25 protein-coding genes and 1 pseudogene are annotated in these 22,067 nt (G+C 61.5%); 3 read left to right on the top strand and 23 right to left on the bottom strand.

Features of this window, described 5'->3' with window-relative positions; genetic code table 11:
* Positions 1 to 42: 42 nt before the first annotated feature.
* The 20 genes and pseudogenes from fliE to flgB all read right to left on the bottom strand — a co-directional run bounded on the left by fliE (position 43) and on the right by flgB (position 18,803).
* Entirely contained in the window at positions 43 to 396 is a 354-nt protein-coding gene (fliE, locus tag JNL55_RS11075; protein WP_293852882.1) for a flagellar hook-basal body complex protein FliE, read from the bottom strand.
* 20 nt (positions 397 to 416) lie between these two features.
* Positions 417 to 1,424 (bottom strand): annotated as a pseudogene (locus tag JNL55_RS11070) (sigma-54 interaction domain-containing protein); the annotation flags it as partial.
* A 316-nt stretch (positions 1,425 to 1,740) separates the two neighbouring features.
* Entirely contained in the window at positions 1,741 to 3,216 is a 1,476-nt protein-coding gene (locus JNL55_RS11065) for a sigma-54 interaction domain-containing protein (protein ID WP_415923058.1), read from the bottom strand.
* A 362-nt stretch (positions 3,217 to 3,578) separates the two neighbouring features.
* Entirely contained in the window at positions 3,579 to 4,145 is a 567-nt protein-coding gene (locus JNL55_RS11060; protein ID WP_293852879.1) for a PilZ domain-containing protein, read from the bottom strand.
* Positions 4,146 to 4,149: 4 nt separating this feature from the next.
* Positions 4,150 to 4,479, bottom strand: coding sequence for a hypothetical protein (locus JNL55_RS11055; RefSeq protein ID WP_293852878.1), 330 nt, complete (start codon positions 4,477 to 4,479; stop codon positions 4,150 to 4,152).
* Entirely contained in the window at positions 4,476 to 4,880 is a 405-nt protein-coding gene (fliS, locus tag JNL55_RS11050; RefSeq protein WP_293852877.1) for a flagellar export chaperone FliS, read from the bottom strand. Before fliS ends, JNL55_RS11055 begins: the two co-directional genes overlap by 4 nt.
* An 83-nt stretch (positions 4,881 to 4,963) precedes the next feature.
* Positions 4,964 to 6,340: a flagellar filament capping protein FliD gene (gene fliD / locus JNL55_RS11045; protein ID WP_293852876.1), complete on the bottom strand. Its 1,377-nt coding sequence runs from the start codon at positions 6,338 to 6,340 to the stop codon at positions 4,964 to 4,966.
* 18 nt (positions 6,341 to 6,358) lie between these two features.
* On the bottom strand, positions 6,359 to 6,676 hold the full coding sequence (locus JNL55_RS11040; protein WP_293852875.1) for a flagellar protein FlaG: 318 nt from the start codon (positions 6,674 to 6,676) through the stop codon (positions 6,359 to 6,361).
* Positions 6,677 to 6,734: 58 nt separating this feature from the next.
* Positions 6,735 to 8,171 (bottom strand): flagellin, encoded by a 1,437-nt coding sequence (locus JNL55_RS11035; RefSeq protein ID WP_293852874.1) that lies wholly within the window; start codon positions 8,169 to 8,171, stop codon positions 6,735 to 6,737.
* 264 nt (positions 8,172 to 8,435) lie between these two features.
* Positions 8,436 to 9,644 carry a flagellar hook-associated protein FlgL gene (gene flgL / locus JNL55_RS11030; RefSeq protein ID WP_293852873.1) on the bottom strand — a complete coding sequence of 403 codons (1,209 nt, stop codon included), beginning with the start codon at positions 9,642 to 9,644 and terminating at the stop codon, positions 8,436 to 8,438.
* A 5-nt stretch (positions 9,645 to 9,649) separates the two neighbouring features.
* Positions 9,650 to 11,542 carry a flagellar hook-associated protein FlgK gene (gene flgK, locus JNL55_RS11025; RefSeq protein WP_293852872.1) on the bottom strand — a complete coding sequence of 631 codons (1,893 nt, stop codon included), beginning with the start codon at positions 11,540 to 11,542 and terminating at the stop codon, positions 9,650 to 9,652.
* Between the two features lie 38 nt (positions 11,543 to 11,580).
* Positions 11,581 to 12,534: a flagellar assembly peptidoglycan hydrolase FlgJ gene (flgJ, locus tag JNL55_RS11020; RefSeq protein WP_293852871.1), complete on the bottom strand. Its 954-nt coding sequence runs from the start codon at positions 12,532 to 12,534 to the stop codon at positions 11,581 to 11,583.
* A 25-nt stretch (positions 12,535 to 12,559) separates the two neighbouring features.
* Positions 12,560 to 13,669, bottom strand: a complete 1,110-nt coding sequence (locus tag JNL55_RS11015; RefSeq protein ID WP_293852870.1) for a flagellar basal body P-ring protein FlgI — start codon at positions 13,667 to 13,669, stop codon at positions 12,560 to 12,562.
* 27 nt (positions 13,670 to 13,696) lie between these two features.
* Entirely contained in the window at positions 13,697 to 14,371 is a 675-nt protein-coding gene (flgH, locus tag JNL55_RS11010; protein ID WP_293852869.1) for a flagellar basal body L-ring protein FlgH, read from the bottom strand.
* Between the two features lie 12 nt (positions 14,372 to 14,383).
* The gene (gene flgG / locus JNL55_RS11005; RefSeq protein WP_293852868.1) at positions 14,384 to 15,169 is read right to left on the bottom strand and encodes a flagellar basal-body rod protein FlgG; all 786 of its coding nucleotides are present in this window, start codon (positions 15,167 to 15,169) and stop codon (positions 14,384 to 14,386) included.
* 30 nt (positions 15,170 to 15,199) lie between these two features.
* Entirely contained in the window at positions 15,200 to 15,943 is a 744-nt protein-coding gene (gene flgF, locus JNL55_RS11000; RefSeq protein ID WP_293852867.1) for a flagellar basal-body rod protein FlgF, read from the bottom strand.
* A gap of 27 nt (positions 15,944 to 15,970) precedes the next feature.
* Positions 15,971 to 17,194 (bottom strand): flagellar hook protein FlgE, encoded by a 1,224-nt coding sequence (gene flgE, locus JNL55_RS10995; RefSeq protein ID WP_293852866.1) that lies wholly within the window; start codon positions 17,192 to 17,194, stop codon positions 15,971 to 15,973.
* Positions 17,195 to 17,245: 51 nt separating this feature from the next.
* Positions 17,246 to 17,920: a flagellar hook assembly protein FlgD gene (locus JNL55_RS10990; RefSeq protein WP_293852865.1), complete on the bottom strand. Its 675-nt coding sequence runs from the start codon at positions 17,918 to 17,920 to the stop codon at positions 17,246 to 17,248.
* Positions 17,921 to 17,952: 32 nt separating this feature from the next.
* Positions 17,953 to 18,366 (bottom strand): flagellar basal body rod protein FlgC, encoded by a 414-nt coding sequence (gene flgC, locus JNL55_RS10985; RefSeq protein WP_293852864.1) that lies wholly within the window; start codon positions 18,364 to 18,366, stop codon positions 17,953 to 17,955.
* A 29-nt stretch (positions 18,367 to 18,395) separates the two neighbouring features.
* Positions 18,396 to 18,803 (bottom strand): flagellar basal body rod protein FlgB, encoded by a 408-nt coding sequence (gene flgB, locus JNL55_RS10980; RefSeq protein WP_293852863.1) that lies wholly within the window; start codon positions 18,801 to 18,803, stop codon positions 18,396 to 18,398.
* Between the two features lie 370 nt (positions 18,804 to 19,173).
* On the opposite strand from flgB, the gene flgA reads away from it, so the two are divergent.
* The 3 genes from flgA to JNL55_RS10965 all read left to right on the top strand — a co-directional run bounded on the left by flgA (position 19,174) and on the right by JNL55_RS10965 (position 21,112).
* Positions 19,174 to 19,923: a flagellar basal body P-ring formation chaperone FlgA gene (gene flgA / locus JNL55_RS10975; RefSeq protein ID WP_293852862.1), complete on the top strand. Its 750-nt coding sequence runs from the start codon at positions 19,174 to 19,176 to the stop codon at positions 19,921 to 19,923.
* Between the two features lie 333 nt (positions 19,924 to 20,256).
* Positions 20,257 to 20,568 carry a flagellar biosynthesis anti-sigma factor FlgM gene (gene flgM, locus JNL55_RS10970; protein ID WP_293852861.1) on the top strand — a complete coding sequence of 104 codons (312 nt, stop codon included), beginning with the start codon at positions 20,257 to 20,259 and terminating at the stop codon, positions 20,566 to 20,568.
* A 58-nt stretch (positions 20,569 to 20,626) separates the two neighbouring features.
* Positions 20,627 to 21,112, top strand: a complete 486-nt coding sequence (locus tag JNL55_RS10965; RefSeq protein WP_293852860.1) for a flagella synthesis protein FlgN — start codon at positions 20,627 to 20,629, stop codon at positions 21,110 to 21,112.
* Positions 21,113 to 21,116: 4 nt separating this feature from the next.
* Here JNL55_RS10965 and JNL55_RS10960 read toward each other — a convergent pair whose 3' ends face one another.
* The 3 genes from JNL55_RS10960 to hemP form a co-directional block, all read right to left on the bottom strand.
* Entirely contained in the window at positions 21,117 to 21,419 is a 303-nt protein-coding gene (locus JNL55_RS10960; RefSeq protein WP_293852859.1) for a hypothetical protein, read from the bottom strand.
* A gap of 20 nt (positions 21,420 to 21,439) precedes the next feature.
* Positions 21,440 to 21,634: a hypothetical protein gene (locus tag JNL55_RS10955; RefSeq protein WP_293852858.1), complete on the bottom strand. Its 195-nt coding sequence runs from the start codon at positions 21,632 to 21,634 to the stop codon at positions 21,440 to 21,442.
* 203 nt (positions 21,635 to 21,837) lie between these two features.
* Positions 21,838 to 22,038 carry a hemin uptake protein HemP gene (gene hemP, locus JNL55_RS10950; protein ID WP_293852857.1) on the bottom strand — a complete coding sequence of 67 codons (201 nt, stop codon included), beginning with the start codon at positions 22,036 to 22,038 and terminating at the stop codon, positions 21,838 to 21,840.
* Positions 22,039 to 22,067: the final 29 nt, after the last annotated feature.

Genomic DNA, 22,067 nt, shown 5'->3' with positions numbered 1-22,067 from the left:
CACTCGCACATAAATTCAATAGTCACTGTCAGCTCGTCACTACTAAATGGGCATATTCATGATTTCTTGATACGCGCTCACGAAGCGATTACGCACTTCGGTGACGGCGCGGAAGGACACGCTCGCCTTCTGCATTTCCAACATCACTTGCGGCAGCTCGACGCCGGGCACGCCCTGCTCGAACTTGGTGGCCAGATCCGAAGCCTTGGACTGCGCCTGGTTGACCGAGTCCAAGCCCTGCTTCATCACGTTGGCGAACGAGTTGGTCGGCGCTTGGACCGCGCTTTCCACACCCGCCGCTTTGGCAACGTCGTTCTGCGGAGCGCCGACGCCCTTGATCTGCGACTGCATGGAGCGGATCTGCGAGAGCACAGCATCGATTTGCAATGAAGACATGTCTGTTTACTCCAGTGCGATCAGGCGGCCGGAACCACGAAGCCCGCTTCACGCAGGCGCTGCAACTTGTATCGCAGCGTGCGCGGGCTGATACCAAGACGCTTGGCTGCGGCCTGACGATTACCACCGTCGGAACGCAACGCGTCCAAAATCAAATCGCGCTCGGCGCTGGACAGGGAATTGGACAGTCCACCTTCCGCTGCACCGTGCTTGCGTGCGGCTTCCTGCACGACTGGACGCTGCGGGGAAGAAACGAAATCACGCACCGTCTGACTGGCAGCGGCCAACGCGGCCGGCAGTGCGTCCAAACCTTCGATCTCCAGATGCACATGCTCCGGCTGGATCACCGCACCGTTGGCAAGAATCAAAGCACGCTGCATGACGTTGTCGAGTTCACGCACGTTGCCCGGCCACGGATACAGCAACAACATGTGAGCGGCATCGGCGCTCAGTGCCGGAATACGCTCGCCGGCGCGGCAACGAGCCGTCAACAAACGCATCGCCAGCGGCAACACGTCATCGCGACGCTCGCGCAACGGCGAGGTCTGCAAAGGAAACACATTCAACCGATAGTAGAGATCTTCACGAAACCGGCCGGCGGCCACTTCAGCTCGCAAGTTACGGTTGGTGGTGGCCAGCACGCGCACGTCCAGCGCGATCGAACCGCGACCGCCGAGGCGCTCCACTTCGCGTTCCTGCAGAACGCGCAACAGCTTGGCCTGCAAGCCCAGCGGCATCTCGGTCACTTCGTCCAACAACAACGTGCCGCCCTGGGCCTGCTCGAACTTGCCGGCGTGGCTGGCATGCGCGCCGGTGAAAGAACCCTTCTCGTAGCCGAACAGAATGGCTTCGAGCATGTTTTCCGGAATGGCCGCGCAGTTGACCGCCACGAAGGCCTGGTTGGCACGCGGCGAGTAACGATGGATGAAACGCGCCAGCACTTCCTTGCCGGTGCCCGATTCGCCGGCGATCAGCACCGTGCAGTCGCTGGCAGCGACGCGGCGGGCCAGGTCGGCCAGGCGGCGCGAGGTATCCGCAATCGCCACCATGTCGTCCGAGGACGCCAGCGACGCACGTTCCACCGCAGCGGCGTCTTCATTGGCCGCCTGCTCGGTGCTTACGTCGTCGAATTCGGTTTGTGACACTGCGCTCATTCGTTTGGATCTCTGGTTGCCACCCAGATAGGGAGCAAGTTCTGTTCCAGTGCCGGGATTGGCTGGGTTTGCCGGTGAATCCTGTGGAGTGCATCACACCGGCAAAGGTTTGCCGCGGCAATCGCGGCCATCCGAGTAGGGGTTGCGCTTAGGGAAGCACTCGGGGCCGCGTGAGCTCAGACCGCGTCCGTCAAAGTTCCGACGCGGCCGCCTCGTTGAGCATGTGAAATTTGCGCAGCTTTTCTACCAACGTGGTCCGACGCAGTTTGAGCAAGCGAGCCGCGTGCGCCACGGTGCCGCCGGCTCGGCTCAACGCCTGCTGGATCAGATCGCGTTCGATGGTGAACAAGTGATCGCGCAAGTCGATGCCATCGGGCGGCAGCTGCACGACTGCCGTTTCGCTCGGCTCGCTGCTCAGCATGGCCATGACTTCCTGGTCCTCGTCGTCGGCGTCTTCGGCGTCCAACTCCGCTTCCAGGGTTTCCGCCGGCAGCGCCAGGTCATCGCTCAGGTCCAGCTCGGCCAGCAATTCCGCCGGCCGATACTTCAGCGGCAGATCGGCCACGTCGACCTTACGATTCGGGCACAGGATGGACATGCGCTCGATCAGGTTACCGAGCTCGCGCACGTTGCCGGGCCAGGGATAGTGGCTCAGCACTTTCAACGCCCGACCGGTCAGTTCTACACGGCTGCGGCCTTCGTGAGCATTACGCTCGGAAAAGTCGCGCACCAGCATCGACAGATCGTCGATCCGGGTGCGCAAGGCCGGCATTTCGATGGGGAACACATTCAAGCGATAGAACAAGTCCTCGCGGAAATTGCCCTTGGCAATGGAGTCCTCGAGGTTGCGATGAGTGGCGGCGATGATGCGGACGTTGCAGCGGATCGGCGCGTGATTGCCAACGCGCTCGAACACGCGTTCCTGCAGCACCCTCAACAGTTTCACTTGCATGGGCAGGCTCATGTCGCCGATCTCATCCAAGAACAGCGTGCCGCCTTCGGCGATCTCGAAGCGCCCCTTACGAGCGGCGATGGCACCGGTGAAGGAGCCCTTCTCGTGGCCGAACAGTTCGCTCTCCAGCAACTCTGCGGGGATGGCGCCGCAGTTGATGGCGACGAACGGGCGCTGCCGACGCGGGCTGGCCTCATGGACGGCACGAGCGGCGAGCTCCTTGCCGGTACCCGACTCACCCAGGATCAGCACGCTCGAGTCGTGTGCGGCGACCTGACGAATCAGGCGCGTCACATCGCGAATGGCGGCCGACGTGCCGGTAGGCATGGCGACATCGCCAACCTCGGCCTGTGTAGCTTGTGCAGGGATGCGTAAGGCAGTGCCCAGCACCGAGGGCTTGAATGGGAACTGCAGCCGGCGCACACGCGGGCCGACGACTGCGATGAGCTGTTCCGCGACCGCCGCGGAGCCATAAGCCACCACCGGGATGTCGCTGAGCTGGCCGCGCAACGTGGCGCCGAGTTCGACCCAGTCGGATTCGTCCACATCGCCCACCAACAGTGCCGGCGGATTGTTCGGGGTTTGAATCACGGCCCGCATCAACGCACCGTGGTCGATGAGTAACGGTTCGAGACTCAGTTCACGTAAAACTTCCGCGACTTTTTCTGCCCGGCCAGTATCGCTGTCGTAGACGACTGCTTGCTGGATGGTCAGGCCCCTCGCCTGGGTGTCGTTCAAATTCATCACTACGCCTCGCGCTCGACGCCGCGTTGTCTGGTATGCCTGATGAGCATTCTGTGCGTAGTGACGAATGGCTCTATCAGGCTCTCCCTGAACGCCTCACGTGCGTGAACTGCTGCCAGAAATTTGGCGCCCAGCTCAGGGGTCGAGCGAGTAAAGCATGGTGGAGGCCGCAAAAAAATGCGCACTGGCGCGCACTTTCATCGCGGCCATGCAATAGCGTAGGGGTGTCGAACAATTGGCGTGCGCAAATCAAGTGCGACGTGCGTCACACTTGTGTGGACAACGACGCTTGCGAACTCAACGGCAAACCGGGCCGGCCGGTGCGCCGGCGACTACTTCTTGGGCTGACGCACGCCGGCCACTTGGCGGCGATGCTTGCGGAAGGCCAGCTTCTCGAGCAGGTCGGAAATGTTCTCGCCCGGCGGCACGAAGCGCACTTTGATTTTGCCGTCCGGGCTCACCGAAGCGATGCGGCCGAACAGGCGTAACGGATCGGCGACCGAGTCCCGCAGATAAACTTCGAACACGCCCTGGTTGCCCAGCGGCGGATACGGCGCCGTGCCCTGGAACACTCCGCCCAGCGCATTGAAACGAACCGCAGTGGCTTTGGGCCGAGGCCGGCTGGCGATCAGCAAGGCGCCGACCATGTCCAGCAACAGATTCATTTTCATTTCCAGCCGCTGGATATCGGCGGCATGCGGCGCGTTCTCGTCGGGTTTTTCGATCTGGCCGTGCTCATCGAGCGCGGAGACGGCCTGCAACACACGCAGGTTGCGATCGGCAAAGCTGCCGACCAGCGCCGGATCGAACGGTTCGGGCAGCGGCCTCCAAGCCACGGGCAACACGTCTTCGTAGGCGAGCTCTTCGTACAGAATGACCGTGTCTAGTCCTTCATACATACAGCTATCTGCTCTGTCTGAGCAGCTCCATCATGCTGTCCACCGCGGCCGAGTTGGGCGTGTCGACCACGCCGGCGGCAGCCGTTCCCTGTGACAAATCAGCCATCACGTTGGCGGGGGCGATCTTGGCCACCGCCGCATCCGATTCTGCCATTGCCTGCTGGAGCGCGCCCAGCCATTGACGATCCTGCGGCGAAGCCGACGCCGACAGGTTGTTCAACAGCTCGCGGCGTTCCTGCACGGTCTTGGGCATCTCCTGCCACTGACCGGTCATGGCCTGCTGCACCAACTTGTGAGTCGCAGCTAACACCCCATCGGCGATCGGCGAACTCATCGGCCACGACCCTCCGGAGCAATCGCGAGCCAGGCGCCACGAATTTCGTGGAGCAGCGTGCTCACTTCGTCCAACATCTCGACCTTGTTCTCGCTGGTGGCGAGCAACAGGCGACGACACATGTAATCGTACAGTTCCGACAGGTTGGCGGCGATCTGGCCGCCCTGGCGCAGGTCCAGGCTGTTGCGCAACTCGCCGATGATGGAGACAGCGCGATTGAGCAGGCGAGCCTTCTCGGAAGTCTCGTTACGCTGCATGCAACCGCGTGCCGTGACGATGCGCTCCACGGCGCCGTCCAGCAGCATCACGATCAGGCGATGCGGGTCCGAAGCCGCCACCCCACCATGCGCAGCAGCGCTCTGATAAGCAGCGAGATTCGAAGATTTTGCGTAACCCAACATGCTCACAACTCCATCATTCCTTGAATTGGATAACGGCGTTCCGGAGGGTTACTTGAGTACCGGAAACCACCGTACCGTTCACATTAATCCGACGACCACTTCGGCAAGGAATCGATCTGCTGACCCAAGTAGGCAGAAGTCGACGACAGCGACGACAGCAACGTGTCGAGCCGTGTGAACTGGGCCAGATAGGTCTTCTGCACGATGGCCATGCGCGTGTCGATATCGGCGCTCTTCTTCTCGAGTGCACGCTTCTGCGTCTGCAAGCTCTCGGTACGCTGGTCGATGGCGGAGCCGTCGGCCAGCCGAGTCTCGATCTGCGTGTACAGACGCGAAGCAACGCCAGTCTGGTCGGTACCGAACAACCGGCTCACCGCATCGAAGTTGCTGTTCAAGGCCGCAGTCAACTTGGTGTCGTCCACCTTGAGCGAGCCGTCAGCCTGCGTGCTGATGCCGATATCGGCGAGGGTCTGCACAGCGCCGCCGCCAGCTGCCGCCACCGGCTCGGACAACGTGCGACGAATCTCTGCGTCGATGCCGGTCAACATCGAGTCGCCAAGCATCGGCCCCGCGACCTTGGTGGTTGCGTTGTAGCCGCCGAGCGCGGTCAACATGGTACGCAGCGTGTTGTAAGCCGTGACGAAGGCAGTGACCTTTTCCTTGGCCGCGGTCTTGTCGTAGTTCACATCGATGCTGACCGTGGTGCCCGGCTCGGCCGACACCAGATTCAACGACACGCCGTCGATGACGTTCTCGATGACGTTGGTAGCGCTGGTGGTGGCGTAGCCTGCCACCGTCACTTGCGCGTCGGCCGCAGCCCGCAGCTGCGTGTAGTTGGCCTGATTGGTCGTCGTGTATTCCAGCTGACTCATGGTGCCGGACTGCGTCACCTGGATCGAATTGGCAGCACCCGTCTTGGTCGACGTGAGCACCAGGTGCGCGCCGTCGCTGGCGTTGATGATGGTCGCGGTCACGCCCGGATTGTCCGTGGCGGAATTGATCGCGTTACGCACATCGGCCAGCGTGTTGGCCGTGGCGCCGATGCTCACATTGAAACTAGTGGCACCCAACGAGATGGTCAGCTGGCCCGTGCCGACGACGGCACTGCTGCCGCCCACGAATGCAGTCGAAGACAGCTGCTGCGCGGTCGCGAGCTGCTGCACTTCGATGTCGTAACGGCCCGGCACAGCGGAAGTAGTCGCAGTAGCAGTCGCAATCTCGGGATCGGTGCTCGAAGTAGCACGGCCGCTGAACGCGGTGGTGGTCTTCAGCCCGTTCAACTGCGCTTGGAATGCAGACAACGAACCGAGCAAGGCGCTGGTCGCAGAAATCTGGGTCGTGACCTTGGTGGTCGCGCGCGTCACTTGATCGTCGAGCGGTTTGCGTTCGGCGGCGACCAGCTGGGAAACCAGCGATTGCACGTCGATCTGTGAGCCACCGGTGATGCCTGAAGTTGCCATTGCCTGCTTCCTTCTCGATTACGCGGTCTGATCGATCAGACCGGTGTGTGCCTTGCCGCCCAGATTCTGTGCCAGGCGCAGCACTTCTTCAGTGGGGATCTGCCGGATGGTATCGCCGGTGGTCTTGTCCTTGACGGTGACCACCGTACGACCGCTGTCCTGGTCGATCTTGAATTCCAGATAACGATTCATGCTCTGCATGAATGTTTCCAATTGCCGGGCGGCGCGCTTCACCTCTTCAGGCGAAGGCTCCGCGGGCACAGCGGGTTGACTCGCTGGCGTCGCTTCGGCTGCCGTGGTCGGCTGCGGAAATGACGGCGAGCGGAGAGGTCTCACGACCTCCCCGCCCGCTTCGACCTGACTTACGTCAAGCCTGCTCATCATTCACACTCGATTAACCGCGCAGCAGCGACAGGACGTTCTGCGGAGCAGAGTTCGCCTGGGCCACCATCGCCGTACCTGCCTGCTGCAGGATCTGGGCCTTGGTCATCGCCGCCGTTTCCGACGCGAAGTCCGCGTCCTGAATTCGGCTACGCGAAGCCGACAAGTTCTCGGCAGTCGTCTGCAAGCTCGCCACCACCGAAGTGAAGCGGTTCTGAGTCGCACCGAGCGTGGCGCGGGCGCCGGAGATCTGGCTCAGCGCGGCGTCGATCGAGGCCAACGCGTTGCGGGCATTTTCAGCCGTGCTGACGTTGATCGTCGAAATCGCGTTACCCGTCTGACCGACGTTGTGCGTGGTCGTGCCGAGCGTCGTCGCCAGCGCGCCACCGAAGGTGATGCTGTTGACGCCGGTCGCCGCCTGATACGTCAGGTCGAACGTGCCGGTGTGGTCGCTCAGGCCGCCGAGGCCGTAAGACGCCAAGTCACCGCCGGTCGAACCCGCCGTGCCGAAGGCCACGGAGATGTTGCGGCCGTCAGCAGCCGTCAGGCGCAGGCCCGAACCCGTGTCCACCGCCGACACGCCAGTCGTCGCCGACTGCGCGTTGATCGCGGTCACCGCGTTGGCGCGGTTGGTCAGAGCGTCGGTCGTACCAGCAATGCTGATGGTCGTGCCGTTCAAAGTGATGGTGTCGGTACCGGCAACGGTCACGCCGTTGGTGGTCGTACCAGTCACCACGTTGGCATCGGCAGTCGCCTGCAGACCCGCAACGCCCGAGCTGTTGATCGCCTGAGCAATCACTTTAGCGTCGGTGGAGAGGGTGCCGAAGTTCACGGTCTGCGTGCCGGAGGCCGTCGCGATGCTGGCGGTGAAGGCCTGAGCAGTGGCGTTGTAGGTCACGCCCACGTTCTGCTGGTTGTAGCCGTTGTAAGCACCGAGCGCGCTGGAGCGGGCATTGGTGATCGAATCGACAGTGATCTGGTCGGTCGAGGTCGCGTTCGCGCCGACCTGGAACACCTGCGCCTGGAAGCTACCATCCAACAGCTTCACGCCGTTGAACGAAGAAGCCTGGGCGACGCGGTCGATTTCCTGGGCGAGCTGCTGAACTTCGGCGTTCAACGCGGCGCGGTCCGAGACGCTGTTCGAGGCGTTGGCAGACTGGACGGCCAGTTCGCGCATACGCTGCAGGTTGTTGCCGATCTGGGCGAGGTCGCCTTCGGCCGTCTGCGCCAGCGAGATACCGTCGTTGGCGTTACGAGCAGCGACGTTCAAGCCGCTGATCTGAGCCGACAGACGTTCAGAGATGGCGAGACCGGCGGCGTCGTCTTTCGCGCTGTTGATGCGCAGACCCGAAGACAAGCGCTGCAGGGAGGTCGCCAACTGGTTGGCGGATGTCGACAGGTTACGCTGAGCGTTCAGCGACATCACGTTCGTGTTGATAACAAGTGCCATGAAACTAACTCCTGGTGATTACTTTGCCGGGAGACCCTAGTCCCTCGGACTGCTTCTCAGCACTTACGGCGTGATGTGCGCCGGACTGCTGTTCAAGTGGTGTATCGGTGCGTCTTAGGGGAACTTGAGTGAGTGTTACCGTATCGATTCAAACTGAGGACTGGGTCACGGACAGGCGCTTTACAGTAACGAGAACAGGGTTAAAAACCCTACGCAACTTCCGTGGGCGCAGGGTTTGGCTCTATCGAATCAGCTCGGCGGATCTCAGCTGAGATAGTTGAACAGCGACAGATTGCTGATCTTGCTGTACGACATCTGCGCCGCCTGTAAGCCCACCAATTGTTGATTCATCTTGGTAAGGGCCTGCGCGTAGTCCAGATCGCGTAGATCTGACAGGGTGCTGGCGGTGTCGATGTCCAGCGCCTCGCGCGTAGCGTCGACAGAGTCGATCGTTGCCAGCCGCACACCCACTTGGGCACGCACCCCGAGGAAATGATCGGTCGCTTGATCCAACTGTTGTAACGAGCCCTGGATGGCCGACGACAGCTTGGCGTTGGAAGCGGCATCGCCGGCTGGCTGCCTCAGGATGTCCACTACGTCGCCGATGGTCTGGAAGATGCTTTCGCTACGGCTGCGATTCACTTCGAAAGTGTCGCCGGTCGCCGGTGCGCCGGTGACCGTGACGCTGACGCCATTGAATGTAATGGCGCTGCCGGAAGTGTAAGTGCCGGTCTGCACGACGTTCGCCGGAGTGGCGCCGTCGGTGATTTCATAAGCCGTGGCCGAGGTGAAAGTGATGGTGTAGTCATCCGGCACCCAAGCGGCCCGATCCACCACCGAACCGATGCCCATGGCACCCGAGCCAGTGTTGCTGGCATTCACAGCAGTCACGAACGTGCCATTGCCCTCGGGAATGTCCATGAACACTTGGTAGCCGTTGTGACTATCGGGGATCTTCTGTGTCGAGGAGATCTGCAACTGCCGTGCGCCCTGATCGCCCACGTAACTGATCGCGGCACCGTTGCTACCCGAGAACGGCTCGGTCCGGGTCGAATAGCCGGAAAACAAATATTCGCCGTTGCCGTCCTGACGATTGGCGATGGAGCGTAATTCGTCCAGGCGCTGCGACAGTTCGGCAGCGATGGATTCGCGGTCGCTGTTGCTCAACGTACCGACGTTACCCGCTTGCACCACCAGCTCGCGCACGCGCGTCATCACATTGGTGGTATCGACGAACGCCTGTTCTTCGATGCTCAAGCGATTCTTGGCCAGCGTGCTGTTCTTGGCGAACTGTTCGGACTCGGACTGCGCACGCTGCAACTCTTGGATGTGCACGAACGCGATCGGATCGTCGGCAGGCGTGCTCACGCGCGTGCCCAGTGCCACCTGGTTTTGCAGCTTCGCGAGCCCCGACTGCTGCTCCATCATGGCGCTCAACGAGCCCAGCGAAAAACCCATGGTCGACATGCGCATGTTAATTACCCGCGGGTGGCAGCAAGCACGGACTGGAAGCAGTTGTCCGCGATCTTGATCATTTGCGAGATGGCCATGTAAGCCTGCTGATAACGCAGCAGGTTGGCCGCTTCTTCGTCCAGATTGACGCCCGACACCGACTGCATGGATTCCTGGGCTTCTTCGGACACGACCTTCTGCGCCGCCGCCGTCACTTGCGCCTGATTGGTCTTGACGCCGATGTCGCCGACGAACTTGCCGATGCCCTGAGTCAACGAGGTGGTGCCGTTGTCCATCACCGGCTCGGACATGATGCCGGCGAGCAGCAGCATGTTGCGGTTGTCGCCGGAGCCGTTGCTGTTATCACCAACCGTGAAGGAATCGCCGGCCACCGGTGTGCCGCTGACCTGCACGCGCCAGCCGTTGGCGTCGACGTTCGAACCCGACGTGTAGGTGTACACGGTGGCGTCGCCGCTGACCGTATAAGTCGTGGCGCTGGTGAAAGTAATGGTCGCAGCGGTACGCAGCGCCGGGTTGGTGGAGTTCAACACCTGGCCGGCACTGATGGTGGCGTTGCCCTGGTTGCCGGTGGTTGCCTGCGCGACGATGGGCGCCGCCGCCGCAACTTCGTTGGCATCGGTGACCAACACTCGCATGGAGCTGACGGCACCGGAGCTCGGCAGGATCTTCAAGCTGTCGCCGACGCTGGCCGTGCCGCTCACTTCGATGGACAGACCTTCCACCAGGAACGGATCGACGGCCGTGCCCGTGCCGGTCATCGGCACGGTGGCGCCCGTGTCCGCGCGGCGCAAGCTCCAGCCACTCGCAGTGTTGGTAAGAATGTAATCGCTGTTCGTCAACGCGCCCACATCGGTGCGCGTGACGGTGGCACTAGCAGTGCCAGTGTTGTTGGTGTGGGCTCGGACCACGACATCGCCGACGGCGAAGAAGTCGCTGCCCATGTTGCCGTTCAAATCCATGCCGGCGTTGTGCTGTTCGTTCATCACATCGGCCAGCGCCACGCTCATCTTGCCGATGGTGTTGCGCGCCGGATCCAGCATGTCGGAGCGGAAGCTCAGAATGCCGCCCAAAGTGCCGCCCGACAGCGAGCTGGTGATGTCGATGGTGCCGACGTTCGATTGCACGGCCAGGCGCTTGCGCGTCGGATCGTACGGATCGCTGGTGGCCACCACCTTCGAAGGATCGGAACCGACCACCAGCGGCTGGCCGTTGCCGATGAACACGTTGACCTGGTTGTCGTCGGTCTTGACCACGTTGGTGTTGACGTGAGTCGCCAACTCATCCAACAAACGATCGCGCTGATCCAGCAGATCGTTGGGCGCCTGGCCGCTCTGGGCATAGCCGCTGGCGATTTGTTTGTTGAGCTCGGCGATGCCGCTCGCCAGATTGCTGATCGAGTCGGCTTCGCTGGAGATGCTGGCATTCACCTGGCTGTCCAGGCTGCGCAGACTGGCATCGTAGCTCTTCAAGCGCTCGACCAACGAGTTCGCTTCGCTCAGCATGGTCTGACGCGCGGCCGCCGAGTTCGGCGAGTCCGCTACCGCCTGCAGCGAGTTGACGAACTTCTGCATGGTGGCGCTCAAACCCGTGGTCGAGTCGCCGAACAGATTGCTGATGCGTGCCGCTTGGGTCGCGTAAGTATTCGACTGGTTGTACGAGCTCGACGCGCTGCGCGCCTGGTCGGACAGGAAATTGTCATAGGCGCGCGTGATGTTGGAAACATCGGCGCCACTGCCCACCCAATTGCCGCCGAGGAATTGCGGCGTGCGGGTAGTAATGTCGGCAGTCTGCCGGCTGTAGCCGACAGTGTTGGCATTGGTGATGTTATGGCTGGTGACGTCCAGCGCTCGCTGAAACGCGAGCAAGCCGGAAATACTGGTATTTAACAGGTCTGCCATGACTTCACCGAGACAGCGGGTGCGAGTGACTCATCGGATCAAAACCGTCGCAGTCCGCCTCTACCGCCGGTTGTCGGCGACAGCGAGGCAAACTTTAAGGAATTGTCTGAGGAGGCGGTATTGGTCAGCGCGCGCACTTCGTCGGCCACTGCGACGATCTTTTGCGCATAGTTCGGGTCGGTGGCATAACCCCCTTCCTGCAACGCCGAGGCGAAGGTGGTCACATCACCACCCGCGCCTCGGGCGTTTTCGTACCGAGGGTTGTTGCCGATCAAACGTGCATAATCATTGAAACTGTCGGCCGGCGACGAGTAAGCGCGGAAACGCTCGACCTTACGCACCGCCACGCCGTCTTCGAACTCGAGCGTCGGCACATTGGCCGTCGCGCCTTCCCAGCTCGAACCCGCCTTGATGCCGAACAAGTTGTAACTGCTGGAGCCGCTGCCGTGACTCGGCACCGCCTTGCCCCAACCGGTTTCCAACGCGGCCTGCGCCACCAGTGCACTCGGATCTACACCGAGCGACTCACCGGCGCGTTGCGCATGCGGCCACATCTGTTTGACGAAATCTTCTTTGGACTTGGCCAGCGGCTGATGCTCGGCAGCGGCAGAAACATTCTGCGTGGCTGCGGGGAACTCAGTCTTGGCCGTACCCTGGGTCGCGGTGGCGTCGGTGGTTTTCACCATGCCGGACTGCGACAGCTGGCGCACCAGCACGTCGGCGAGTCCCAGGCCTTTGCCCTTGGACAACTCCATGGAAATCTGGTCGTCGAACATGTCCTGATAAAAATCGCCCTGCTGGCTCGAGAACATCGAGCCTTCGCTGAAGCTGCGATTGGCATCGCGCATGCTCTTCAGCAACATCTGCGTGAACAGGCTCTCGAACTGCTTGGCCGCTTCTTTGAGCGTCGCTGTGTCCTGCTTGGTGGTTGCGTCAGTACGCAACGTCGCCAGGCCAGCGAAGTCGAACGAAGAATTGATGGGCGCGGTCATGGCAGATACTCCGATGAAGGAGGCCTTAGATGACGATCAGCTCGGCGCGCAATGCGCCCGCTTCTTTCAGCGCTTCGAGAATGGCGACCAGGTCGCCCGGCGCTGCGCCGACTTGATTCACGGCGCGCACGATCTCATCCAGATTCACGCCGGCATTGAAAACAAACATGCGCGCTTCGGGCTGCTCGACTTTGATCTCCGAGCGCGGCGTCACCACAGTCTCGCCGTTGGACAGCGCGTTCGGCTGACTCACGTCGTTACGTTCGGTGATGGTCACCGACAACGAACCGTGCGCAACCGCAGCCGGCGTAACACGAACCGCCGAGCCGATGACAACCGTGCCGGTGCGAGAATTCACGATCACGCGGGCCGGGGCTTCACCCGGCTGCACTTCGATCGCTTCGAGCGTCGAGAGATAAGCAATGCGCTGGCTGGCATCGGTCGGCGCCTGCACGCGAATCGACACTGCATCCATGGCGCGAGCCGTATCGGGGCCGAGCATCTTGTTGATGCCGTCGGTCAGGCGAGCGGCAGTAGTGAAATCGGGAGTGTTCAGATTCAACGTGACATACGGTTCGCTCGAGAAGTTGGTCGGCACCGAGCGTTCCACCGAAGCACCATTCGGCACGCGGCCCGAACTCGGCACGTTGACTGAGATGCGCGAGCCGTCCTTGCCCTCCACGCCGAAGCCGCTGACCACCAGGCTGCCCTGGCCGATCGCGTACACCTCGCCATCGATACCACGCAACGGCGTCATCAACAGACTGCCGCCGCGCAAGCTTTTCGCATTACCGATCGAGTCGACCGTGATGTCGATGGTCTGGCCCGGCTTGGAGAACGCCGGCAGATCCGCACGCACCGTCACAGCGGCAACGTTCTTCAGCTGCGGATTCACGTTCGCCGGAATGGTCACGCCGAACTTCGCGAGCATGTTACGAATGCTCTGAATGGTGAACTGCGCCTGGCTGGTTTGGTCGCCAGTGCCGTCGAGGCCCACCACGAGGCCGTAGCCCACGAGCTGGTTGCCGCGCACTCCGGCGACCGACGCCAGATCTTTGACGCGCTCTGCATGCGCTGAGGCGGCCAGTAGGGCACCCACCAGCGTCGCGGCAACAACTTTCGTGAACTTGATCACTCTTTACTCCTGATAAAGCGCCGTTTGTTAGAACGGCAACCAAGGAGCATTGAAGAATCGTGCCAACAGGCCCGGCGTCGACGCATCGGCGAGCGCGCCCTTACCGCCATACGCGATTTGCGCGTCGGCAACCTTCAGAGATGAGATGGAGTTATCAGGATCGATATCGATGGGTCGCACGATGCCCTGAATGCGCACGTACTCGCGGCCCTGATTAATTGTGATCCACTTCTGGCCCCTGACCAAAAGATTGCCGTTCGGCAGCCGCTGCGCCACCGTGACTGTGACGTCGCCCACAAGTCGGTTGCTTTGCTTGCTGTCGCCCGAGCCGCCGAACGAAGAATTGCTGTCGATACTGGTTTCCAGAATCGGCGTGCCGTTGACCGTCACCGGCCGGCCGGCAATGGTCGGACTCGGCAGAGCCGCCGACGTCTTCTTGGCCGTGGTGGTGCTCGAGCTCTTGGACGCAGTGGTGGTTTCGTTGAGCTTGATCATCAGGGTATCGCCGACCCGACGCGCCACTGAGTTTTCGAACAACGCGACGTCGTGGCCCACCTGATAGATGGCGCCATTGGCGCTTTCCGAGCTCGGCGCCGGATCCGGCCAGGTGGCCGCGTAGTCCGGTTCTTTCGGCGCTGAGACGCAACCACTGAGCGTGAGCGCAGCGGCCACCACCAGGAACAAATTACGTACGGTGCTCATGATTCAATGACTTCAAAGATTCTGGGTCAGGTACTGCAGCATCTGATCGGTGGTCGAGATGGCCTTGGAATTCATTTCATAGGCGCGCTGGGTTTCGATCATGTTCACCAGCTCTTCCACCACGTTGACGTTGGACGCTTCCAGCGAGCCCTGCTCGATGTAGCCCAAGCCGTTCAAGCCCGGCGTGCCGATTTGCGGCGCGCCCGAGGCGGCCGATTCGACCAGCAGGTTTTCGCCGCGCGGCTGCAAGCCGGCGGGATTGATGAAGTCGACCAGTTGCATCGTGCCGACCTGCTGCGGCGCTGATTCGCCCGACAATTGCGCCGTCACCACGCCGTCCTTGCCGATGGTGATGCTCTGCACGCTGTCAGGAATGGTGATGCCCGGCTGCACGCGATAGCCGTTGGACGTGACCAGTTCGCCCTGCGCGTTGACTTCGAAGTCGCCGTCGCGCGTGTAGCCCATCGTGCCATCCGGCATCAGGATCTGGAAAAAGCCGCGGCCGTTGACTGCCACGTCCAGGCTGTTGCCGGTCTGTTGCATGTTGCCTTGGGTGTATGACTTTTCTGTCGCCACTACGCGGACGCCCGTGCCCAACGACAAGCCGGTGGGAGCAACCGTGTCCTGCGAGGTCGAACCGCCGACCTGGCGGACGTTCTGATACAGCAGGTCCTCGAACACCGCGCGACCTTTCTTGAAGCCGGTGGTGCTGACGTTGGCGAGGTTGTGAGAAGTCACCGACATGCGCGTCTGTTGCGCGTCGAGTCCGGTTTTGGCGGCCCACAGTGCTGGATTCATGATGAATATTTCCTGGTAACTAAGACTGAATTACACGCCGCCGCGGAGCAGCTGGGCCGAAGTAGCAGCGTTCTCTTCAGCGGTACGCATCGCTTTGACTTGCAGATCGAAACGACGCGCCAGTTCGATCATGTTGACCATGGCATCAGCGGTGTTGACGTTGCTGGTCTCGAGCGAGCCGGTGACCAGCTTCACGTTGGCATCGGCTGGCAGATCCGCGCCGCTGGTGCTACGAAACAAACCGTCTTCGCCACGAACCATTTGTTCGTTGGGCGCATTCACCAGCTTGATGCGACCGACCGTCGCGGTGGTCTCGATGCCCTGACCCAGCGGCACCACCGAAATCGTGCCGTCCGAGCCGATGCTCGCCGAAGTATTCGGCGGCACACTCAGCGGACCGCCATCGCCCATCACTTGCAGACCGGCGCCGTTCAACAACATGCCGCTCGGATCGACGCGCAAATCGCCGGCACGCGTGTAAGCCTCGCGCCCATCTTTGCCCACCACTGCGATCCAACCCGAGCCGTTGATACCCACGTCCAGATCGCGCCCCGTCGCCGTCAACGCGCCCTGCGTCGGATCCCAACCCGTGGTCGAGTTGGTCGCATAGGCGCGAGAGGTGTATCCCGTTCCGGCCACGGAACGCGTTTGAAACGCGCTCATGTCGGCGCGAAAACCGGTCGTGCTCGCGTTGGCGAGGTTGTGGTTGTTCGCGGTCTGGGCGCGCAAGGTTTCCTTGGCGCCAGACATCGAGATGTAGAGGAATCTGTCCATGAGTTACTCGGTCAATCCTCAGCGGGATTAGCGAATATTGATGATGGTCTGGGTGATCTGGTCGGCGGTCGAGATCATTTGCGAGTTGGCCTGGAAGTTACGCTGCGCGGTGATCATGTTGACCAGCTGCGCCGTGATGTCGACGTTCGACGCTTCCAAGGCACCCGACTGAATCAAACCGAAGCCCGAGTTACCGGCCTGGCCATTCAGCGGCTGACCGGAAGCAAACGTCTGCGCCCAGTTGGTGTCGCCCAACTGCTGCATGCCCTGCGGGTTGGCGAAGGTCGCAATCGCCACCTGGCCGAGCTGCGTCGACTGGCCGTTGGTGAAACGAGCCTGCACCACGCCGGTGGAATCGATGTCGATACCGATCAAGCGGCCGGTGGTGTAACCGTCCTGCGTGATCGAAGTCATGGTGAACGTGTCGCCGTACTGCGTGGTGCGGCTCAGGTCCATGGTCAGGTTGAGCGGCGCCGCGCCGGTCGACAGGCCGGCGGCCGCATCGTAGGTCGGCAACACGAACTGGCCGTTGGCCGGCGTGGTGAGATTGCCGTTCTGGTCATACACCAGGTGCTGCGTGCCGGCGGCGTTACCGTCGATGGTCATGTGCATGTCCCATTCGTTGGTCGCCGTCTTCACGTAGTACATGCTGGCGGTGTGAGCAGCACCGAGCGAGTCGTACACGGTCATCGAACGGGCCGTGTTGTAGCTGGTTTCGTCGGCAGCGCTGAACGGCGTGGTGGTCGGCACCGTGGCAGCGGACGGCAGGTTGAATACCGTCTCGACTTCGGAAGTAGCGGCCGGCGAGCTCTCGCTGGTCACCAGGCGCAGATCCGACATCGTGCTGGTGTTGAAGTTGCCGGTGGCCGACGGCGGATACACCTGCAAACGCTGGCCCATGCTGTTCACGACATAGCCATCGTTGTTGGGACGGAAAGCGCCAGCACGGCTGTACACCGTGGAGCCGCCGTCGCTGAGTACGAAGAAGCCCTGGCCGCTGAGCGCCAGATCCATGCTGTTGTTGGTGGTGTTGATGTTGCCCTGGGTGAACTGCTGCGACACCGCCGCCACCTTCACGCCGTTACCGTGCGCGTTGCGGTTGACGCCGTACGGAGAGACAGCGAACAACTCGGCGAACTCGGCGCGCGACTGCTTGAAGCCGGTCGTCGAAGAGTTGGCAATGTTGTTGGCAGTGACGTTCAAGTCCTGCTGAGCCGCATTGAGACCGCTGAGCGCGATACCGAAAGACATGGAAGTTGCTCCTCAAAAAACCTGTGAATTCGAAACTGTCGAGGTTGGCCGTTACTGCAGGCGGCGCACTTCGCTCATCGGCACCGCGCCGAGCGAAGCTGTGTTCAAAGTTAGGTTGTTGCCGGTGGCGTCGATGCTGACGCTGGCGACGCGTCCTGCCAGCAGCACCTCGAGCGAGCCGGTCTCGCCGCCGACCTTGGCGACCGCCTCGACGTCGTAGGTGTCCGAATCGGCGATCGAGCCATTGGTGGTCAGGCCGTCCCAGCTGAACGTCTGCGTCCCGGCCGCGGTGTCCATCTGAATCTCGCGAACCACTGCGCCGGTCGAGTCGGTGATGCGCAGCTGTAGCGACGTAGTGTTGGCAGGCACATCGACCTGACCAGTAACCGTGCCGCCCTGCGTGTGATCGAAGCTGTAGGCCGACACGAGCACGTCGCGGCCGACCATGGTCGCGCCGTTCAAGGTCTGCGTGGAACGCAATGAAGACGCCAATGTTTCCAGCGACGTTTGCATTTCCTGCACGCCGGACACGGTGCCGAACTGCGCCAGCTGCGAAATGAACTCGGTGCCTTCCAGCGGCTTCAACGGATCCTGATTCTTCAACTGCGCCGTCATCAGCGTCAGGAACGAATCGATGCCGAGCGACTGCGAGTCCTTTTGCTTGGCCTGGTCGGCGGCGGCAGCCTGCGCGGCGTAAGCGGCAATCGGGTCAGTAGAAATAGCCATGAACGGTCAACTCCGAATATTTTTGCGTGCGATTACGAGCCGAGCCGCAGCGTGGCCAGCATCATTTCTTTGGCGGTATTCATCACTTCGACGTTGTTCTGGTAAGAACGCGACGCCGAGATCATGTCGGTCATTTCTTCCACGGTGTTCACGTTGGGCGCGTACACGTAGCCGTTGGCGTCGGCGAGCGGATTGCCCGGCTCGTAACGCGCGCTCGGCGCTTCCGGGTTTTCGAAGATGCCTTTGACGGCCACGCCCGAAGTGGACGCGTCCTTGCCGAGGCCGGAACGAATCGCTTCGAACAGCGGATGCTTGGCCTTGTAAACCTGATTCGGATCGCCGCTGACGCTGTCGGCGTTGGCGAGATTGCTGGCCGTGGTGTTGAGGCGCACCGACTGCGCGCTCATGCCGGAGCCGGCGATGTTGAAAATGTTGAAGGAGGACATGTGTCTTTACCTTGCTTACTGGCCGGCCATTACTGACCAGTGATTGCCGTCATCAGGCCGCGAAACTTGCTGTTCAAGAACTGCAGCGTTGCTTGATAGCGAACCGTGTTCTCGGCAAATGCTGCCTGCTCCAATTGCGCATCGACGGTGTTGCCATCGAGCGAAGGCGCGAGCGGATTGCGGTACTTCAGTTCCGGCGCCGCTGCGCCGTTAACCAACTTGGGACCGATGTGCGCCGAGTTGGTCGTCTGCAGACTCACGCCAGGCTGGGCCTTGCCACTGGCTTGAGCGAGCGCACTCTTGAAGTCGATGTCACGAGCGCGATAGCCCGGCGTGTCGGCGTTGGCGAGGTTGGCCGCCAACAACTCAGTGCGCTGCGAGCGCAGGTTCAGCGCCTGGGCGTGCACTCCGAGATGTTTGTCGATTGCGCTCGTCATAACTGCATCCGTCAGAAAACTGTCTGCGAAAGTAGTTAGCAAGGCGCGTGCCACATCGGCGCAACCCGCGTGTTTCCTCAGTCCAGCGCGGTTGTTGGGCTCGAGCAAACAAAAATCCCGCGACGTAGTTCACGTGCAGGCGGCAAACGCTTGCCGCCTTACAGCGTTCGTGCCGTTGCCGTCGGGCACCGGCAGTGTTTTGTTTTTTGGCGCGCCTCACCGTCAGCCATGCTCGGTAACTACAGCGATTCCGCGTTCGACTGATTTGTCGGCTACGTCACAGTTCGTACGATGTATTCGCAGCGGGGCGCACGATCTGGGGCGGTGCGCGATTTCTGGCATTTGAATTGCTTTATCTCAGGCAGCGTCAATGCAACGACTCTCGGCGGTTTCGAACGTGATCAGCTTTCGTTCTTATATATGCGCACGAATCAGCGCTGGGGTTGGCACCCTGGCAGCACTGGTCTTCGCGGCCACTGCGCAGGCCGGCGTGCAACCGCTGCCGGCGATTCAAGCGGCCGCCGAGCAGTTCGTACGGTCTTCCCTGCCGGAAAATTCTGCCAAGCACTTTGTGACCGCCGGCAATCTGGATCCGCGGCTGCGCTTGGATGAATGCAGCTCGCCGCTGGAAGCTTTCTCGCAAGGCACCGGCCTGAACTCCGGCCGCATGACCGTCGGCGTGCGCTGCCCGGCTGGGAACCCTTGGACTATCTATGTGCAGGTCGGCGTCGAAGTCGAAGTGTCGGTGCTGGTGTTGCGCCGGCCACTGGCCCGCCGCGCGCGAGTGGAGCTGGCCGATGTCGAGCCGCAAGTCCGCCGGCTGGCCGGGTCGGCCGCAGTCTTTATCAATGACACTGCCACCTTGCAGGGTCATCGCCTGAAGCGATCTCTGCCGGTCGGCACCGCGCTGACAGTGGAAATGCTTCAGCCGGACGTGCTGGTCCGTCGCGGCCAGCAGGTCACGTTGATTGCCAACAGCGGCTCAGTGCAGATCCGCGCCCAAGGCCAGGCCCTCACAGAGGGCGGCGCTTACGATCGGGTGCGTGTCCAGAATGTGAGCTCGCTCAAAGTTGTCGAAGGTGTAGTGGAAAGCGACGGCGTTGTCAGGGTCGGATCTTGAGAGCGGCGGCCAAATCGCGGCGATTTTCTGACACTGGGGTTTTCCCTGCGTCGGTAAACAGCGCCAATTCGGCCGAGCGCCGACCGAGTGTGGCGCAAGTCGCAGAAAGTCCTCGCGATTACGAGATTTACGTCGCTGGGCGCGTTGTGCGGGAGTGAAGGAAGTCAGTTTGATTTGACCTATTGTCACGCCGGTTTTAGACGGCCTGCGAGATTCCCCTAAGGTACCTCTGAGGCCGTGGCCGATGAGGTTGCTAAAGTTCTCAGAATCGCAGCCGTTACCCTCTTCGAGCGGTGCGACGTTGTTGTCGTCGCCGCAACCGGAGAACGGGACGTGACTACCAAAATCACTGGCTACCAGAACCCCCCTGTGCAGGTGAGCACCGATAAATCGGTGTCGCGTGCGAAGGATGGTGCCGCGAGCGCTGCCGAAGCAGCGGGCAAGACGGCCAGTCCGGTGCGCATCACCGACCAGGCCCGCACGCTGGCCAGTCTGGAACAGACGGTGAACAGCTTGCCGGTGGTGGATGAGGCGAAAGTCGCCCGCATCCGCCAGGCCATCGAGAACGGTAGTTACCAGGTGGTGCCGGAGCGCATCGCCGACAAGTTGCTCCGCATGGATCGGGAAATCGGAGCTGCGCAGTAATCCTTCGGTCGTTCGCGGCCGAGGGCCGAGTCGACTTCAAGTGAAGGAGTGAGGTTTCGTGGATCCGGTCATCTGTCGCGATACTCTCGACAAACTGATTAACGAAGAATCGAGCACGCTCGACCAGCTGCACCAGCTGCTGGATCGCGAGCATGAGTTTTTAGTGGCCAACGACGTCGAAGCACTGGATCGCGCCGGTAATGCGCGCCAGACCTGCATCGGCACGTTGTTGCGCATCGAAGACGACCGTAAGGCACTGTGCCGCGCGTTGAACGTGCCGGCCGACATGCACGGTCTGGATCGCATCCTTGCCTGGTGCGACCCCAACAAACAATTGCGTCGTCGCTGGAACGAAGTCGGCGAACGCGCCAATCGCTGCCGCACGGCCAACGACCGTAATGGCGCTCTAGTCACTGCCCGGCTGCATCGCGTGCAAGGCATGTTGGACGTAGTCACCGGCCGCGCCGATCAACCGAAGGTTTACGGCAAGCAGGGCGGCTATCAGAACCAGGCGCGCACCGGCCGGGTCCTGGTGTCCATCTAAACGATCAACTGTCGATACGACTCAAGTCGACGGCTCTTTCGGGAGCCGGCGGCGAGTCGCTATTGGCGACCACGTCGCCCAAGCGCATCAGGATGCTGGCGGTCAGCGACCTGCCCTCCTGCTTCACCATGCGCGACACCGCCAGATTCAGCAACGCGTTGGCAATGTATTCACGCTGCGCCATCGGGACGTCGCGCAACGAGCTTTGAATCCGATGCATCACGGATTGCAACTGCGCCACTTCCACACCGCGATCGTCATCGGTCATCACGCGGGTCAAACAGCGGTGCGATACGACTGCATTCATCGCTTCAGTCTCCCAAAACCTCAAGACAGGAAACGCAGCGCCTCGGCCCAAGCCCGCAATCCGACGATGGCGGCAAGCACGGCACTGACACGAGTGGGAAAAGCAGGCAGCGGCACGCGCAACCAACGTTGCCGCGGCGAAGCTGAGTAAGCCAACACGGCCGCCAGCAACCAAGTGGCAATCGCAAAACTCAGCAACGAAACATTCGTAGACACGGCTACCTCAGCAATACGCCGATATTTGTTGTTCGGCGGCGTGTGAGAAGTAGCTAGCTGCGCCGCCGATCGGGGGTGAGCGCGGATGTCTTTTCGAGGCGACTTAACGTCGCCTCGAACCGCGCGAACGACGGTACACGGATGTACTGGCTGGCTGAGGATCCAGGGACGGCTGCTTGAGGCGAGCTATCCCGCAAAACCAATCATTTCGTCAGAATCAGCTTGTTACTGTGAGTCACACGCAAGCGGTAATAACCGCCGCTGTGCTCGATCAGAATTTCCCGCGCCTTGCCGAACAGCTCTTCGGAGCGCAGTAAAGGAATCGCCGGCCCACGAATGACTTCGGTGGCCGGCGATCGAACCTCCGCAGAGCGGAGAGGGGTTTTCGGTTGTTGTTGCAGCATGGGTGCAAATGATAATGCTTCTCAATAAC

This window comes from Steroidobacter sp., assembly GCF_016790065.1.
Lineage (GTDB): Bacteria > Pseudomonadota > Gammaproteobacteria > Steroidobacterales > Steroidobacteraceae > Steroidobacter.
Note: the sequence above shows the minus strand (reverse complement) of the source record. Positions and strands in the feature narration are given on the sequence as shown.

Bases quoted from the DNA above. Each gene is read 5' to 3' on its own strand.
- JNL55_RS11035 (WP_293852874.1), bottom strand. From the start codon at position 8,171: ATGGCACTTGTTATCAACACGAACGTGATGTCGCTGAACGCTCAGCGT.
- JNL55_RS11055 (WP_293852878.1), bottom strand. From the start codon at position 4,479: ATGAGTTCGCCGATCGCCGATGGGGTGTTAGCTGCGACTCACAAGTTG.
- flgH (WP_293852869.1), bottom strand. From the start codon at position 14,371: ATGAGCACCGTACGTAATTTGTTCCTGGTGGTGGCCGCTGCGCTCACG.
- fliS (WP_293852877.1), bottom strand. From the start codon at position 4,880: ATGTTGGGTTACGCAAAATCTTCGAATCTCGCTGCTTATCAGAGCGCT.
- flgA (WP_293852862.1), top strand. From the start codon at position 19,174: ATGCAACGACTCTCGGCGGTTTCGAACGTGATCAGCTTTCGTTCTTAT.
- flgF (WP_293852867.1), bottom strand. From the start codon at position 15,943: ATGGACAGATTCCTCTACATCTCGATGTCTGGCGCCAAGGAAACCTTG.
- flgC (WP_293852864.1), bottom strand. From the start codon at position 18,366: ATGTCCTCCTTCAACATTTTCAACATCGCCGGCTCCGGCATGAGCGCG.
- flgL (WP_293852873.1), bottom strand. From the start codon at position 9,644: ATGCGCATGTCGACCATGGGTTTTTCGCTGGGCTCGTTGAGCGCCATG.
- JNL55_RS10960 (WP_293852859.1), bottom strand. From the start codon at position 21,419: ATGAATGCAGTCGTATCGCACCGCTGTTTGACCCGCGTGATGACCGAT.
- JNL55_RS11060 (WP_293852879.1), bottom strand. From the start codon at position 4,145: ATGTATGAAGGACTAGACACGGTCATTCTGTACGAAGAGCTCGCCTAC.
- flgK (WP_293852872.1), bottom strand. From the start codon at position 11,542: ATGGCAGACCTGTTAAATACCAGTATTTCCGGCTTGCTCGCGTTTCAG.
- flgJ (WP_293852871.1), bottom strand. From the start codon at position 12,534: ATGACCGCGCCCATCAATTCTTCGTTCGACTTCGCTGGCCTGGCGACG.
- flgB (WP_293852863.1), bottom strand. From the start codon at position 18,803: ATGACGAGCGCAATCGACAAACATCTCGGAGTGCACGCCCAGGCGCTG.
- JNL55_RS10990 (WP_293852865.1), bottom strand. From the start codon at position 17,920: ATGGCTATTTCTACTGACCCGATTGCCGCTTACGCCGCGCAGGCTGCC.
- fliE (WP_293852882.1), bottom strand. From the start codon at position 396: ATGTCTTCATTGCAAATCGATGCTGTGCTCTCGCAGATCCGCTCCATG.
- hemP (WP_293852857.1), bottom strand. From the start codon at position 22,038: ATGCTGCAACAACAACCGAAAACCCCTCTCCGCTCTGCGGAGGTTCGA.
- flgG (WP_293852868.1), bottom strand. From the start codon at position 15,169: ATGAATCCAGCACTGTGGGCCGCCAAAACCGGACTCGACGCGCAACAG.
- flgE (WP_293852866.1), bottom strand. From the start codon at position 17,194: ATGTCTTTCGGTATCGCGCTCAGCGGTCTCAATGCGGCTCAGCAGGAC.
- fliD (WP_293852876.1), bottom strand. From the start codon at position 6,340: ATGGCAACTTCAGGCATCACCGGTGGCTCACAGATCGACGTGCAATCG.